The following is a 15,478-nucleotide window of genomic DNA, read 5'->3' as shown; positions in this document are numbered from 1 at the left end:
GTCTCCGTCCCTCAGGCCCCGTAGAGCCCGGCGCTTTTCGCGCGCAGCTTCACCAATGCCAGCACCGTATCGATGGTGGGCGTGGGCGTGTTCGTCACGCGGCCCAGCTCCTGTACGGAGCCTACGAGCGCGTCGATTTCCATCGGGCGGCCCTGGTCGAGATCCTGCAGCATCGAGGTCCGGTGCGCGCCCACCGCCGCCCCGCCGTCGATCCGGCGGTCCACGTCGATGGGAAACTTCACGCCCAGCTTCTCGGCGATCTCCTGCGCCTCGAGCATCATGGCGCGCGCCACGGGCCGCGTGCCCTCGTCGGTGCAGAGCACGTCCAGCGTCGCGTGGGTCAGCGCCGAGATCGGATTGAACGACAGGTTGCCCCAAAGCTTCACCCAGATCTCGTCACGCAGCCGCGGCCGCACGGGCGCCTTGAGCCCCGCGGCACCGAGCGCCTTCGAGAGCGCCATGGCGCGCTCGGACTTGGAGCCGTCGGGCTCTCCGAGGCTGAAGCGGTTGCCCTCGATATGCTTGATCGTGCCGGGCTCGGAGACCTCCGCCGCCGGATAGACCACGCAGCCCAGAACCCGGTCGGGCCCGAAGCCGTCCCATTGCGCGTTGCCGGGATCGACGGTTTCGAGCCGGGTGCCCTCGAGCTCGCCGCCGATCTTGTGGAAATACCACCACGGCACGCCGTTCACGCCGCTCACGATGGTGGTGTTCTCGCCGATGAGCGGCTGCATCTTCGGCACCACGGGCGGCACCGAATGCGCCTTGAGCGTGACGATGACGTAATCCTGCGGCCCCAGATCGGCGGGATTGTCGCTGGCGGTCACTTGCACGGTGACGGGATCGGCGTCTTCCTCGATCAGGGTTAGCCCCTTCTCCTTCATCGCGGCCAGATGCGGGCCACGGGCGACAAGGCTCACATCCGCCCCGGCCTGGGCCAGTTTCACACCCATATAGCCGCCGATGGCCCCGGCGCCGAAAACACAGATTTTCATGGACTTACGCCTTTTCCACGAGGCCAAGCTTTTCGGCCAGGCCGATGCGCTGCATCTTGCCCGTGGCGCCTTTCGGGATCTCGTCCATGATTATGACCTTGCGCGGCACCTTGAAGTCGGCCATGCGCTCGGCCGCAAACGCCCGGATGCTCTTCTCGTCGGCCTCCGCGCCCTCTTTCAGCACGATGGCGGCCGCTACTTCCTCTCCGAGTTTCGGGTGCGGCAGGGCGAAGGTCACGACCTGCGCCACCTCCGGGTGGTCGAGCAGCACGCCATCCACCTCGAGCGGGCTGATCTTCTCGCCGCCGCGGTTTATGATCTCCTTGAGACGCCCCGTCAGGTGCAGGTAGCCGTCCTCGTCGAAGGCCCCCTGGTCGCCAGTGCGGAACCAGCGCGCGCCCTCGGCCTCGAAGAAGTTCTTCGCATTGGCCTCGGGATTGCCCTCGTAGCCCGGCGTTACATTCGGGCCGGAGATGACCACCTCGCCGGTGCCTTCGACCAGCCGGTTCTCGATCTCGTGCGCGATGCGGACCTTGGGGCCGGCCTCGACACCCACGGCACCGGGCTTCTGCGCGCGCGGCGGAAGCGGATTGGACGCCATCTGGTGCGCGGCCTCGGTCATGCCGTATCCCTCGATCACCGGCGCGCCGAAGGTCTCCTGCAGCTGCACCATGACCTGTGCGGGCAGCGAGGCCGAGGAGGAGCGCAGGAAGCGCAGACGCGCCTTCTCGATCACGTCCGCATTGCGGCCCGCACGGGTCAGGATGGCCTGGTGCATGGTCGGCACGGCGGTGTACCAGGTCGGATCGGCCTCTTTCATCCAGCCGAAGAACTTCATCGCGTCGAAGCCCGGCGCGCACCAGACCGAGCCGCCCGCCGACAGCGTCGCGGCGACGGCGGCGATGAGCCCGTGGATATGGAAAAGCGGCATGACGTTCATGCAGCGATCCTCGGGCGTGAGCGCGAGCGAGGTCGCGATGTGCTGGGCCGAAGCCGCGATGTTCGACTGCAGCAGCGGCACGATCTTGGGCCGCGAGGTGGTGCCCGAAGTGTGCAGGATCAGCGCCACGTCATCGGCGGCGGGTGCACGTTCGGCGCTGCCCGAAAGATCCGAGGCCAGCGTGAAATGGCCCGAAGCCGCGCCGTCGGGCACCGACAGGCGGATCACCCCCATGCCGAGCCTGTTCGCCGCAGCGAGCGCCGGGCCGTCATAACCCTCCTCGACCAGCAGCGCCTTGGCTTTCAGATCCTCGAGATAGAAGGCGTATTCGTCCTCGCGGTAGGCGGGGTTCAGCGGCGCGGTGGTCGCGGCCTGGGCCACGGTGATGAAAGCGGTGGCCATTTCCGGCCCGTTCGGCAGCACGATCGCCACGCGGTCCGACGCGTCGATCCCCATGCCGTGCAGGCTGGCCGCCACCTCCTCCGCGAGGCTGCGCAATCCGTCATAGCTCAGCCACTCCCGACCGGGCGCTCCGATGGCAGGCATCTCACCGGAATGCGGGGCGAGCAGCGCCTTCAGGGTCGTTTCCATGGGGTATGTCCTCGTTTCTTTTATTTTAGTCAGAGTGTTATTCGGCGGGCGACAGATCGCGCTTCAGCCAGCGCTTGACGTGCTTCAGAAGCGGCAGCGCGAAGAAGATCACGCTGATCGCGATGAAGGTGCCCGAAATCGGCCGCTCGATGAAGGCCAAAACGTTGCCCTGTTCGGAGATCAGCGTCTGGCGGAAGCTCTTTTCCATCAGCGGCCCGAGCACCAGCGCCAGCACCAGCGGCGCCATCGGGTAGTCGGCCTTGCGCAGAAGGTAGCCCGCGACGCCGAAGCCCACGATCAGCCAGACATCGTGCAGCTTCTGGCTCGGGGCATAGCCGCCCACGAGGCAGAGCACGAAGACCAGCGAGCAGAGCACAGTGAAGGGCATCCGGAGGGCCCAGACGAAAAGCGGGATGAGCGCGAGGTTGACCAGAACGGCAGCGAGGTTCGCGGTATAGAGCGACGAAATCAGGCCCCAGACGAAATCCGGCTGCTCGATAAAGAGCATCGGTCCGGGCACGAGGCCCCACATCACCATGCCGCCCAGCAGCAGCGCCGTGGTGGGCGACCCCGGAATGCCCAGCGTCAGCATCGGCAGAAGCGATCCGGTGGAGGCGGCATTGTTCGCGGTCTCGGGCGCGGCCACGCCCTCGATGGCGCCCTTGCCGAATTTCTCGGGCGTTTTCGAGGTCAGCTTCGCGATCCCGTAGGACATCAGCGCCGCGGGCGTGGCACCCGCCGCGGGCAGCATACCGACGAAGAAGCCGAGGAACGAACCGAGGCTCATGGTCTTCCAGAGCTTGTTGATCTCCTTGATGCCGTACCACAGCTCGGTGAAGGTCAGCTTGGCAGGGGTGACCTGCGGCGCGGTCTTCTGCGTCTCGATCGTGTAGAGGATCTCGCCGATGCCGTAGACGCCGATGGCGAGGACTAGGAAGGAAATGCCAGAATAGAAACCCGGCTCGTCGAAGAAGATGAGCCGCGGCTGACCCGAGATGAGGTCAAGGCCCACGGTCGAAAGCGCGAGGCCGAGGCAGATCATGATGATCGTCTTCAGGACGTCATCGCCGCCAAGGCCCACGAAGGTCGTGAAGGCCAGGAGCACCAGCGCGAATTCCTCCGCCGGTCCGAAGGCCAGCGCGATATCGGCCAGAGGTGCCGCGAAGAGCGTGAACAGTACGACCGAGATGGTGCCCCCCACGAAGGACGCGCAGGCCGCCGCGATGAGCGCGAGCCCCGCCTTGCCCTGCTGGGCCATGGGCCGCCCGTCGAAGGTCGTGGCCACCGCCGTCGAGGCGCCGGGTATCCCCAGCAGGATCGACGAGATCGCGCCGCCATACATCGCGCCGTAATAGATCGCGGCGAGCAGGATGATCGCCGAGGCGGGCGGCACGATGAAGGTAATGGGCAGCACGATCGCCACGCCATTGACCGAGCCGAGCCCGGGCATCGCGCCGATGAACAGCCCCGCTGTCACGCCGATGATGACGATGAACAGGTTGAGCGGCGAGAGCGAGGTCGCGAAGCCGTCGGCCAGATGTCCCAGCAGTTCCATGCGTGGCGTCCCTCAGAAGAAGCGCGCGTAAAGCGGAATGAAATACGGTTCGGTGAAGCCCTTGGGCAGCAGGATCTTCAGCGTCACCTCGAAGAAGAAGAACAGGAAGACCGGCGTGCCGAGGGTGATCGCGAGCGTCACGACCCAGCCATGCTTGCCGAAGATCTTCAGGTACCAGAACAGGAAGAGCGGCAGCGCGATATAGGCCCCCGCCCAGGGCATCAGCGCGACGGTGATTACCAGCGCGATGGTGACGATCACCACCGAGCGCAGCGTGTCGCTGTCGAAGAAGGGTTCCGTGTCCGAGGGTTTTTCGCGCAGCGACCGCAGGATGATCCCGCCCGCGCAGACGAACATGATCGCCGACAGCCAGAACGGGAAAGCTCCGCCCCCCGGCCCGCCGGTCTCGCCGTTCCAGCCGATGGGCAGCACCGTGGCGTGCCACATGAAATAGACCGACAGCGCCATGATGGCACCGGCGATGACGCGATCCGCAGTCAGCATTTGCTATCCCCCGAAATTGAAGGCGCGCACTCGCGGCGCGCGCCTTGGTCTTGTTGGGTCGGTGAGGCTGACCTCAGCCCTCGGCCATCGAACCCAGCAGCTCGTCGTGCTTGGCGCGCTCTTCGAGGAAGTAGTCCTGCAGCTCCTGACCGGTCAGGAAATCGGCCATCAGGGCCTTTTCCTGGGTGTAGGTCTGCCACTCCTCGGTGGCGTTCAGCTTCTCGAACATCTCGGTGTAGTAGGCGACCGCCGCCGGATCCATGCCCGCGGGCGCCACGAAGGAGCGCTGCATCCAGTAGACCAGATCATGGCCGAGTTCGGTCATGGTGGGGGTGTCCGGGAAGACCTCGATCCGATCGGGCGTGAAGGCCGCGATGGGGCGCAGCTTGCCCGCCTGGTAGAAACCCAGCGCTTCGGAGGGGTTGTTCACGGAGCTGTCGATATGCCCGCCGACGAGGTTCTTCGCGACGTCCCCGCCCCCCTTGAAGGGCACGTAGGTGATGTCGAGGCCGAACTCGTTCTGCAGCATCGCGGTCACGAGGCTGTCTTCCTGGCCGGTGCCGGTGCCGCCCATCTTCCACGACCCGCCCGCGGCCTTCACCGCGGCGACGTAATCGTCGAGGTTCTGGATGTCGCTGTCCGCGTTCACCCACAGGACGAAGGTGTCGAGCGCCATGCGCGCGATCGGGGTGAATTCCTCGATGTTGACGCCGATATCGGTGCGCAGCGGCGTCGTGTAATACGAGTTGAGCGTCGCCATGATGACGTGATTGTCGCCCGATTTGTCCTTGAGGTAGCGCAGCGCCTCGGCGCCCGAACCGCCGCCCTTGTTCACCGGCAGGATCGGCATCTTGGAGAGGCCTTCCTTCTGGATGATCGACTGGAACAGCCGCGCGAGACGGTCCGCGCCGCCACCTTGACCGGCCATGATGACCATCTCGACGGGCTTTTGCGGCGCCCATTCCTCGGCGGCCGCGGGGCCTGCCATCATCAATCCCGCCGAGGCGGCCAAGGCCATCGCCATCCGCCGTGTGAACCTGGTCTTCATCCTGAAACTCCCTTTGAGCAAGTTGCCTCCGCCACCTCTCCGCCTCCCGGGTGCGGTGACTTGACACAGGGGTAGATAGAAGCGCGAAAGATTATTCCAATTTTTTCGAGTGAGCGTGTTAATTATTGCCAACACAATCTATGATTTTGTAAACATGTAAACATGGCAAAGACATTGATCGGCCCGCAATTGCGGGCGCTGCGCACCGCGAAGAACCATACTCAGGCGGAAATGGCCCGGAATCTCGGGGTCAGCCCGGCCTATGTGAACCTTCTGGAAAATAACCAGCGTAGTGTATCCGTTAAAGTGTTAATGAGCCTCAGCGAGGCTTACGGCGTCGACGCGCGCCAGCTCGTGCAGGATGGCGCGGCGGCGAATCTCGCGGAACTGCGCGCCGCGGTGCGCGATCCGATCTTCTCCGAGGCGCCGCCCGACCTGATGGAACTCCGCGCCGCGCTCGATCACGCGCCGAAGCTCGTGCGCTTCTTTCTGCAGCTGCACGAGAATCACCACGGGCTTCTCGAGACAATGCGCAAGTTCAATGCGGGCGACGGGGCCACGGAACTGCACGCGGTCCGGCCCGAGACCGCGATCCACAACTACTTCCGCGAGCATCTCAATCATTTTCCCACGCTGGAGACCGCCGCCGAGGCCGCCCGCGCCGCGATCGGCGGCGACAACGACGACCTTTACGCCAATCTCAAGCGGCACCTGCGCCACGCCTACGGGCTGCGCGTCGAGGTGGCGGGAACGGACGCCATGCAGGGCACCCTGCGCGACTTCGACGAGGCGGCGGGCGTGGTGCTGCTGTGCGAGACGCTCGACCACATCAACCGCAACTTCCAGCTGGCGCATGTGCTGGCACTGGTGAGCTGCACGCATCTGCTGGACGAGTTGGTGGCGGCCTCCGGCATCGCCACGGAGCCCGGACGGGCGCGCTGCCGGGTGGAGCTGGCCAATTATGTGGCCGCGGCGATCCTGATGCCCTACGACGCCGTGCGCGCCCGCGCCGAGGAGACGCGCTACGACATCGACCGGATCGCGACGCGCTTCGCGGTGTCCTACGAACAGGTCGCGCAGCGCCTGACGACGCTGCAGCGCGCCGGCGCCAAGGGCGTGCCCTTCTTCTTCCTGCGCATCGACACGGCGGGCAACGTCACCAAACGGTTCAACGCTACGCCCTTCACGCTGGCGGAACAGGGCGGTTCCTGCACCGTGTGGAACATCCACCGCGCCTTCGCGAGCCCCGGCGAGATCATCCCGCAATTCGTGGAAATGCCCGATGCGGGCCAGTTCTTCACCTTCAGCCGCACCACCACCCGCCCGGTGGTCAGCCGGCACGAACCGGCCCGGCGGCTCGTGGTGACGCTGGGCTGCGAACGCGATCACGCGCACCGGATCGGCTATGCCACCCCCTTCGATCCCGATGCGGCGCAGATGGTCGCGAAGATCGGCATCAACTGCCATATCTGCCCGCGCCGCGACTGCGATCAGCGCGCGCATGAGCCGCTGCATGTCAGCCTGCCCATCGACGCCAATCGCCGCGGCTCCACCCGTTACCAGAGCTAGGGGCGCTTCGGGGGCAGAGCAGGCCGGGTCGCGCCGGGGGCTGCAAGTCCTGCTTCGGGCCGCACCGCGCATGCCTCGCAGCCCGGGACGGGGCTTTCCCCGGCGGACGCGATGATCCGGATAATCGCCGACATGCCGGCCCGCGGCTGATCCGCGACCGGTTCGGACGGGGGCGCCAAAGCCTTCCAGCCCTTGCATCTCCCGCGAAAAAGATTGCCAGATACAACCGCTGCGCGCAGAGTGACCGGCAGTTTCTGAAGGTTTTTCTGATCGGATATTGCATGAAACGGCTTTCTGTCGCCGGGCTTTTCCTCGCTCTCAGCCTGACCGGCCCGGCCGGGGCCGAGGCGCAGGGATCGGGCCTGCCCCTGCCCTCCGCGACGCCGCTTCTGGACTACCAGGCCCAGCTTTACCCCTACATCGCCGAGCGCCGCTTTGCCGATGCGGGCTGGATCAGGGACAAGAGCTGGCGCGATACCGGCCCCTTCGTCCTCGATACCTCCTACGGCGTGCATCCCGCCGTCCGCATCTACTACTCGCCCGAAATCATCACCTGGCTTGAGGGCAAGCGCGAACGCGGCATTCCCGACGGCGCGATGGTGGTCAAGGAGATGACCTCGCCCCCGGCGGCGCGATACGTCGAGTACCGCGAGATGCTGGAGTTCCTGCATCCCGACGCGCCCGAGACGGTCGAGACCGAGATGACCGCCTTTCTCAAGCGCGACGGCGCGCTCAACTGGACGGTGATGGTCAAGGACAGCGCGCTGTCCCATGGCGGCTGGTTCTTCGCCTTCGTCGGGCAAGCCGCCGAGGTCGACACGTTCGACGCGCCCTTCGTTCCGGCCACCGGTCAGGCCGCCGACGGCATGTGCATGCGCTGCCACGCCTCCGCCGCCGAGGAGCTGATCTTTTCCAGCCTCGAAAACGTCGCGGGCTACGAGGGCGAGCCGCTGATCTTCCGCGTCGACGAAAGCTGGCGCGACATGGCGGGCATGGCCCAGGGCCGCTTCAACCTGCCCGCGTCCCAGCGCCCGGCGATGGGCCAGAGCGAGGCCGCGCTGATCGCGGATTTCTTCCATGACGATGCGGCACTTCGGGCCTCCAACACGGCTGTCACGCCGGAGGCGCCGCGCAAGGTGAACCCGGCCTTCACCGCGATGTTCCCGCCCACGGGCGGCATCGCCATCCCGCCGGATCAGGTCGCGACCATGCCCAGCCAATGGCTCGACCATGTGCCCGCGCGCCCCGACGGGCCGCAGCATTTCCTGACTTCGGACAATTGCCTCGGCTGTCACGGGGGTCTCGGCGGTCCGCCCTCGGGCACAACGATGTTCCTGCAGACCGGGCCCGACTATGGCGACGGCTACAACATCTCGGAATACGGGGAATGGCGCTGGTCGCCGATGGGGCTGGCCGGGCGCGACCCGATCTTCTTTGCGCAGCTCGAAAGCGAGTTCGCCCTTCTCGAGGCCGCGGGCGCGGGCGATCTGACCAGCAATCTCGGCACCACCTGCCTGTCCTGTCACGGCGCGATGGGCCAGCGGCAGCTGCAGATCGACGCGCATGAGAACCCCGAGGCGGGGCTTGATCCGAACGATTTCAAGCTGTCCTACCTGGCGCTGCACGACCCGCTGACCGCCGCCGAGGAGGCCAAGCAGAAGGAAGACGGGACCTATCCCTATCATCAATACGGCGATCTCGCGCGGGAAGGCATCTCCTGCGCGGTCTGCCATCACATCGCCCCGCCCGAGCGCGCCGCGGGGCAGCCCGATTACAACACGCTCGACACCTACCTGATGAACGGCACCACCGGCGTCTTCCGCACCACCGAGGCCGACCGGCTGATCGGCCCCTTCGACGACGTGCGCCAGAAACCCATGCAGAACGCCATGGGGATCACGCCGATGGGCGACGATTACATCAAGGACAGCGAGCTTTGCGGCGCCTGCCACACGATCAACCTGCCCAACGTGGATGCCGACACCTCAGAGCCGCTGGAAGGCTATACCGAGGCCGACCAGGCGGTCTTCAACCAGGCCGCGCGCAATGGCGCCGATTTCCTGAAGGACCGCTACGGCGTGGACTTCCCCCAAGCGCTGACCGGGTTCCAGCACTCGGTCGAGCAGGCCACCTATATCGAATGGGTCAACTCGATCTACAGCGATCCCGGCACCGCGCGGTCCTGCCAGGATTGCCACATGAAGTCGGACTTCCGCAGCGCCGATGGCAGTCTTTCGGTGCCGGCGATCACCACGCAGATCGCCTCGATCCAGGACACCAACCTGCCCGCCGTCGCGAACCTTCTGCCGCAGGCGGAGGTCGACGTGCCCTTCCGCGACGGCTACCGGCGGCACAATTTCGTCGGGCTGAACGTCTTCATGGTCGAGATGATGCGCCAGTTCAGCGACGATATGGGCCTGAGCCTCACCGATCCGATGACCTATGCGACGAACGGCGCGCAGCTCTCGATCGACACGATGGCGCTGCAGGCAGCGCAGGAAACCGCGGATATCTCGCTGGCGCTGAGCCGGGGCTATGACGGACTGGTGGCGGAGGTCGGGGTGACCAACAAGACCGGGCACCGCCTGCCCTCGGGCGTGGGCTTCCGGCGCGCCTTTCTGGAAGTGCGCGCCGTGGCCGCGGATGGCACGACGCTTTGGTGTTCGGGCTGCACGAACGGCGCGGGGGTGATCGTGGACGGTGCGGGCACGCCCCTTGTGACCGAATTCCTCGACGTGGTGCCCGAGGGCGCGCAGACCGCGCTTTTCCAGCCGCATCACCGGGTCATCACCAACGAGACCGAGGTGCAGATCTACGAAGAGCTGACCCAGAACGCCGAACGCGCCTTCACCACGAGTTTCGTTCACCGGGTCTACCATCCGAAGGACAACCGGCTGACCCCGCATGGCACGCTCCTGCCCGGAACGGATGCCTTCAAGGCGAAGTTCGGCGACAGCGAGGTCACCTCGGCCTTCATGAAGGCGACGCTGCCCGAGGGACGCGCGGCCTCCGATCCGGATTTCGTCCCGGGCTCGGATCGCGTCGAATACCGCATTCCGCTGCCGGCGGGCACGGATCCGGCCAAGGTCACGGTGACCGCGACGCTCTATTCGCAGGCCATCCCGCCCTATTACCTCAAGCAGCGTTTCGAGACCGCGCCGACCGGCCCCGCGACGCAGCGGCTTTATTACCTCGCCAGCAGGCTCGAGACCGAAGGCACGCTGATCGAAGACTGGAAACTCGCGACCGTCTCGACCTCTGCCGCCTTGCAGTGATCCTGTCGGGGACCGGCCCACGCGGTGCCGGTATCGGCGCGACGGAACGGGCTTGCGCGCGCCACGCCCGGCGCGCGGGCATTTCCGCAAACCCGCCCCGATATCGGGCCACCTTGGGCGCGATCGTTCCGGGCCCGCTATGTCATATGACAAATTTCCGAAAATTTTTCTTGTATTGTGAAGATCTTCGGGCAAGGTTTACGCAGGGATAGTTTACTCGTTTAAATAGTAAAATCATGTAATAAATTCATTGGAGGGACCCGTGTCTGAACCGTTTCTCGCTGAAATTCGCATGTTCGGCTTCAGCTTTGCCCCCCGCGGCTGGGCGGGACTGGATGGCCAAATCCTTCCGATCAACCAGAACCAATCCCTCTACTCGCTCTTGGGGACGACCTATGGCGGCGACGGACGCACGACCTTCGCGCTTCCCGAACTGCGCGGACGAACCCCCATGCACCGCTCCGCGGCACATTCGCTCGGCCAGAAGGACGGACAGGAAAGCGTCGCCCTGATCGAGCCCGAGCTTCCGGCCCATGATCATCCGGCGAAAGCCTCGTCCGCCGCGGCGGATTCGCCGTCGCCGGGGGGCAACATCTTCGCCACCGAACTGGCGCCCGATGCGGCCTATCGCGCCCCGGAGGCCGCGACGATGACCTCGCTGCAACCCGGCACGGTGACGAACCAGGGGGGCGGTATGGCGCACAACAACATGCAACCGTTTCTGGCGGTGAATTTCTGCATCGCGCTGCAGGGTCTCTTCCCGTCGCGCAACTGATCAATCGGAGTACAGGTCATGTCGGAGCCCTTTGTTGGCCAGATCACGATGTTTGCGGGCAATTTCGCACCCCGGGGCTGGGCCTTCTGCGACGGCCAGCTCATTGCGGTGTCGCAGAACGACGCGCTTTTCTCGCTGCTCGGCACGATTTACGGCGGTGACGGCCGCACCACCTTCGCGCTGCCCGACATGCGCGGCCGGCTTCCCGTCCACCAGGGAACGGGTCCGGGCCTGAGCGATCGCAAGATCGGCGCGAAAGGCGGTCAGGAATACGAAACCCTGACGATCCAGGAAATGGCGACGCACAGCCACAGCTTTCACGCCAATACCGCAACCGCGACCAGCCCGAACCCGCAGGGCAACCTGCTGGCCGAGGGCGCCGGGGTCAATTTCTACAACACCGCCACGCCGGACCAGACGATGAACCCCGCCGCGATCGCCAGCGCCGGCGGATCGCAGTCCCATATCAACCTGATGCCCTCGCTCTGCGTGAATTTCATCATCGCGCTGTTCGGCATCTACCCATCCCGCAGCTAGGAGGCTACGCCGATGTCGGACCCCTTCATCGCAGAGATCCGCATCTTCGCGGGAAATTTCGCACCACGTAACTGGGCCTTCTGTGACGGTCAGCTTCTGCCCATCGCCAACAACACCGCGTTGTTTTCGCTCATCGGCACGACCTATGGCGGGGATGGGCGCACCACCACCGCCCTGCCGAACCTGCAGGGACGCGCGCCGATGCATCCCGGCCGCGGTCCCGGACTGACACCGCGGCAGCTTGGCGAGGTCGCCGGGGTCGAGACCGTGACCCTGACCGAAGGGCAAATCCCGGCGCACATTCATGAAGTGCGCGTGCAAAGCGGCGCCGCGAGCACCGCCACCCCCGGCGCCACGACCGCCGTCTCGCGGGTCGGCTTCGGGGATTCGCTTTACCGCTCTGACGCGCAGACCGACATCGTCGATCTTGCGACCGAAAGCATCGCGGTTGCCGGCAGCAGCCAGCCGCACAACAACATGCAGCCCTACCTGTCAATGAGCTTCATCATCGCGCTGTTCGGTCTCTACCCGTCGCGCAGCTAAGGCGCCGCCCTCGGAACATCCATCGAGCGACATGCAGATCAAGGATCATCCGATTGCCGATGAGGCCGCGGCTTTGGGCGTGCGGTATCGCGCCTGCACCGATGCGGATATGGACTTTCTGCAGCGGGTCTACCGCTCCACGCGGGAGGACGAGCTGGCCCTGACGGGCTGGAGCGAGGACGAAAAGGCGGCCTTCATCGCCATGCAGTTCAACGCCCAGCACAGCCATTACCGCGCGCATTATCCCGATGCGCTGTGGCTGGTGATCGAGCGGGAGGGCACGCCGATCGGCCGACTCTATCTCGAACGGTGGGACCGCGAACACCGGATCATCGACATCGCGCTCCTTCCCGATAGCCGCGGCCACGGGATCGGCGGCGCGATCCTCGTCGATCTGCAGCGCGAGGCGCGCGCGGCGGGCGGCAAGGCCCTCAGCATCCATGTCGAAAAGAACAACCCCGCCATGGCGCTCTATCACCGGCTGGGTTTTGTCCGGACCGAGGACAAGGGTGTCTACGACCTGATGCGGTGGCCCGCCGAGCGCACCGCCGCCTTGGCTCAGGTGAACACCGCCTCGTAGCAATATCCGTCATCGTTGCGCGCCACCGGCACGAGGAAGATGTCCAGAGGGCCGGTCGCCGCATGCGCGACCTCGTAGGTCGCCTGGACCAGCGCGGGCTCCGCCGGGCCCTGCCACAGCAACGAGAAGGCGCCGCCTTCCCTGAGGCCCGTCCCCATCGCCTTCGCCTCCACGAGCCGCGCCTCGAGCGTGGTCTCGCCGAAGCTGACCGTGAACGTGTCGTCCACGAGATCGGTGAAATCCTGCAGGCTCAGCGACTTTTGTCCGTCCATTCCCATATGTCCCTTCCTTGCCCCTGTTGCGGAGGCCCGTCTCTCCGGGCCGCGATGTTCCGGCCGTCGTCCGGGGCCGGACCGCATGGCCCTGCCCCAGCCCCATCGCTATCATCGCGCGGCTCAGAACGGCAACTCGTACGACATCGACAGGCCGAAGAGTTCGAAATCCTCTGCGCCGAGGCCGTCATAGAAGCCCGAAAGCCGGAAGTTCGACCCGTGCTTGCCGGTCCGCGAGACGCCGAGATCGATGCGCGCGTAGGCGCCTTCGTAATCCTCGATCACCGATCCCGGCACGTCCGTCCCGTTGATCTGCGTGTAGGATCCCTGGATGCCGCCATCCAGAATCCACAGGCTGGCGCCCATCGGCGTCATGAAATCGACCCCGAGCGCGACACGCCCCAGCTCGATCGACTGCGCCGAGATAGTGTTGCCGAGGCTGTCCTCGTAGGACAATTGCTCGTCCGAGGTATAGGCGGCGGACAGGCTGGGCGCGTAGGTGACCTCGCCCTGCGTGAGCTCCCCGCGCAGTTCCGCGTGGAAGAGCAGCCGTTCAGTCTCGAAATCGTCCGTATAGGTGCCGAACGGGGAAACCTCGTTTTGCGTCTGCCCGTAAAGCAGATGCGTCTGGAAATAGAGCGGATGGTCCGGGATCTTGCCCGCGAGATACGGCCCGGCCATCCAGCCGCGCCCCGTGGTCCGCGCATCGCCGTCGGTCTGGTCCACGTAATCGATCTGGATCATCCCTCCGATCACGGTGTTGGCGTTGGCCCAGACATGGCCCCCGACCGCGCCGAAGACGTAGTCCGACGTGCTGCCCGAGGAATTGGCCTGCGCCCCCGTCAGGGTGAACCAGATGGGCCCTTTGCCGCGGGAATCGAGGTTGAAGGTCATGTTGTCACCATTGGCCGCGAAGGACAGGCGCCCTTGGGTGCGGAAGTTCACGAAGCCCAGCACGTCGGGCTGGTTGGCAAGCAACAGGTTGGCCCGGTTCGCCATGAACCGCGCGATGACCTCCTTGGTCTCCTCCTCCGTCACGTTCGCGACGGAAATCGGCAGGGAGGCCTGGTTGAACGCCCCGCTGGCGGCGAAGGCGACCCCTTCGGGCACCGACACGGTCACATCCCCGGCACCCGACGGCGTGATGGTGATCGTGTAGACCGCACCCGACCCAGCCAGCCCGGTGGCATCGCCATTGCCCACCGCCACGTCCGACGCCGTGAAGCCGGTGACCGCCTCGCTGAAGGTCGCGGTCACGTTGAAGGGTGCCGCGGCGGCGAAGGTCTCCGGCGCACCGGACAGGACGACGGTGGGCCCGCCGATCGCGGTGCCGTTCGCGGCGATGTCGAAGGGCGCCTCGTCCGCGTCGTTGTTGTCGATCGAGAGGGCAAAGCCGAAGGCGCCCGCCGCGGTCACCGTGTAATCGACCCGTAGCGTGGTGTTGCCCCCGGGATCGACGGAGGTGGCGGCCAGCGACAGGCCCGTCACCGTCACGTTGGTCTGGCCCGAGATATTGCCCGCGACGCTGGGCGCGGTCAGGGTGAGCGCTCCGGTCCCGGAATTGCCGATCGTGTAGGTCACGCTGCTCGGCGCTCCGGCCGACGGGGTCGAGGTGAAGTCATCCGTCCCGCCATCGGTCAGCGCGCCGCTTTCGGAGGAACTCACCACGATCTCCGGCGCGCCGGTCGCGGTGCCCGAGACGGTATAGTTGAACGGATTTTCGTCGGCATCGTCATTGGTGAAGCTCAGCCCGAAGGAGAAGGCGCCGGCCAGGGTCGGCGTGTAATTCACCGTGAAGGTCGTCGTGCCGCCGCCCGGCGCGACCGTCAGGCTGCCCGGCGCCGAGATCGAATTGACCGTGACGTTGGCCGGGGCCGCACTCACCGCCTGCGCGATGGTCAAGGCCGCCGTGCCCGAGTTCGTGACCGTGTAGGTGACGGATTTCGCCACCCCCGCCGGCTCGCTGCCCTGGGCGTCCGTGCCGCCATCGGTGAGCGCGCCGCTTTCGGAGGAACTCACCACGATCTCCGGCGCGCCGGTCGCGGTGCCCGAGACGGTATAGTTGAACGGATTTTCGTCGGCATCGTCATTGGTGAAGCTCAGCCCGAAGGAGAAGGCGCCGGCCAGGGTCGGCGTGTAATTCACCGTGAAGGTCGTCGTCCCGCCGCCCGGCGCGACGGTCAGGCTGCCCGGCGCCGAGATCGAATTGACCGTGACGTTGGCCGGGGCCGCGCTCACCGCCTGCGCGATGGTCAAGGCCGCCGTGCCCGAGTTCGTGACCGTGTAGGTGACGG

Annotated in this window: 13 protein-coding genes; 6 read left to right on the top strand and 7 right to left on the bottom strand. The window is 65.9% G+C overall.

Going from position 1 to position 15,478, the window contains the following annotated elements; all coding sequences use genetic code 11:
* Positions 1-11: 11 nt before the first annotated feature.
* The 5 genes from BW990_RS18695 to BW990_RS18675 all read right to left on the bottom strand — a co-directional run bounded on the left by BW990_RS18695 (position 12) and on the right by BW990_RS18675 (position 5,633).
* Positions 12-995: a 2-dehydropantoate 2-reductase gene (locus BW990_RS18695; RefSeq protein ID WP_076450589.1), complete on the bottom strand. Its 984-nt coding sequence runs from the start codon at positions 993-995 to the stop codon at positions 12-14.
* A gap of 4 nt (positions 996-999) precedes the next feature.
* Positions 1,000-2,526, bottom strand: coding sequence for an acyl--CoA ligase (locus BW990_RS18690; protein WP_076450587.1), 1,527 nt, complete (start codon positions 2,524-2,526; stop codon positions 1,000-1,002).
* A gap of 37 nt (positions 2,527-2,563) precedes the next feature.
* The gene (locus BW990_RS18685) at positions 2,564-4,081 is read right to left on the bottom strand and encodes a tripartite tricarboxylate transporter permease (RefSeq protein WP_076450585.1); all 1,518 of its coding nucleotides are present in this window, start codon (positions 4,079-4,081) and stop codon (positions 2,564-2,566) included.
* 12 nt (positions 4,082-4,093) lie between these two features.
* On the bottom strand, positions 4,094-4,585 hold the full coding sequence (locus BW990_RS18680; protein WP_076450583.1) for a tripartite tricarboxylate transporter TctB family protein: 492 nt from the start codon (positions 4,583-4,585) through the stop codon (positions 4,094-4,096).
* Positions 4,586-4,658: 73 nt separating this feature from the next.
* The gene (locus BW990_RS18675; protein ID WP_076450581.1) at positions 4,659-5,633 is read right to left on the bottom strand and encodes a Bug family tripartite tricarboxylate transporter substrate binding protein; all 975 of its coding nucleotides are present in this window, start codon (positions 5,631-5,633) and stop codon (positions 4,659-4,661) included.
* Positions 5,634-5,795: 162 nt separating this feature from the next.
* Between BW990_RS18675 and BW990_RS18670 the strand changes: the two genes are divergently transcribed.
* The 6 genes from BW990_RS18670 to BW990_RS18645 all read left to right on the top strand — a co-directional run bounded on the left by BW990_RS18670 (position 5,796) and on the right by BW990_RS18645 (position 12,912).
* Positions 5,796-7,202, top strand: a complete 1,407-nt coding sequence (locus BW990_RS18670) for a helix-turn-helix domain-containing protein (RefSeq protein ID WP_076450579.1) — start codon at positions 5,796-5,798, stop codon at positions 7,200-7,202.
* Between the two features lie 281 nt (positions 7,203-7,483).
* Positions 7,484-10,477 carry a cytochrome P460 family protein gene (locus tag BW990_RS18665; protein WP_076450577.1) on the top strand — a complete coding sequence of 998 codons (2,994 nt, stop codon included), beginning with the start codon at positions 7,484-7,486 and terminating at the stop codon, positions 10,475-10,477.
* A 262-nt stretch (positions 10,478-10,739) separates the two neighbouring features.
* Positions 10,740-11,252: a phage tail protein gene (locus BW990_RS18660; RefSeq protein ID WP_076450575.1), complete on the top strand. Its 513-nt coding sequence runs from the start codon at positions 10,740-10,742 to the stop codon at positions 11,250-11,252.
* Between the two features lie 18 nt (positions 11,253-11,270).
* Positions 11,271-11,789 (top strand): phage tail protein, encoded by a 519-nt coding sequence (locus BW990_RS18655; protein WP_076450573.1) that lies wholly within the window; start codon positions 11,271-11,273, stop codon positions 11,787-11,789.
* A 12-nt stretch (positions 11,790-11,801) separates the two neighbouring features.
* Positions 11,802-12,332: a phage tail protein gene (locus tag BW990_RS18650; RefSeq protein WP_076450571.1), complete on the top strand. Its 531-nt coding sequence runs from the start codon at positions 11,802-11,804 to the stop codon at positions 12,330-12,332.
* 31 nt (positions 12,333-12,363) lie between these two features.
* Positions 12,364-12,912: a GNAT family N-acetyltransferase gene (locus BW990_RS18645; RefSeq protein WP_076450568.1), complete on the top strand. Its 549-nt coding sequence runs from the start codon at positions 12,364-12,366 to the stop codon at positions 12,910-12,912.
* Here the strand turns inward: BW990_RS18645 and BW990_RS18640 are convergent.
* Together BW990_RS18640 and BW990_RS18635 are read right to left on the bottom strand one after the other, a co-directional pair.
* Entirely contained in the window at positions 12,891-13,184 is a 294-nt protein-coding gene (locus BW990_RS18640; protein ID WP_076450566.1) for a DUF6916 family protein, read from the bottom strand. The genes BW990_RS18645 and BW990_RS18640 overlap by 22 nt on opposite strands.
* A gap of 123 nt (positions 13,185-13,307) precedes the next feature.
* Positions 13,308-15,478, bottom strand: a 2,171-nt coding sequence (locus BW990_RS18635; RefSeq protein ID WP_143526285.1) for a choice-of-anchor D domain-containing protein, incomplete at its 5' end; no start/stop codon positions are given.

The sequence above is a fragment of the Roseivivax lentus genome, from assembly GCF_900156805.1.
Classification (GTDB): Bacteria; Pseudomonadota; Alphaproteobacteria; order Rhodobacterales; family Rhodobacteraceae; genus Roseivivax; species Roseivivax lentus.
This window is presented reverse-complemented; position numbering and strand designations above follow the sequence as displayed.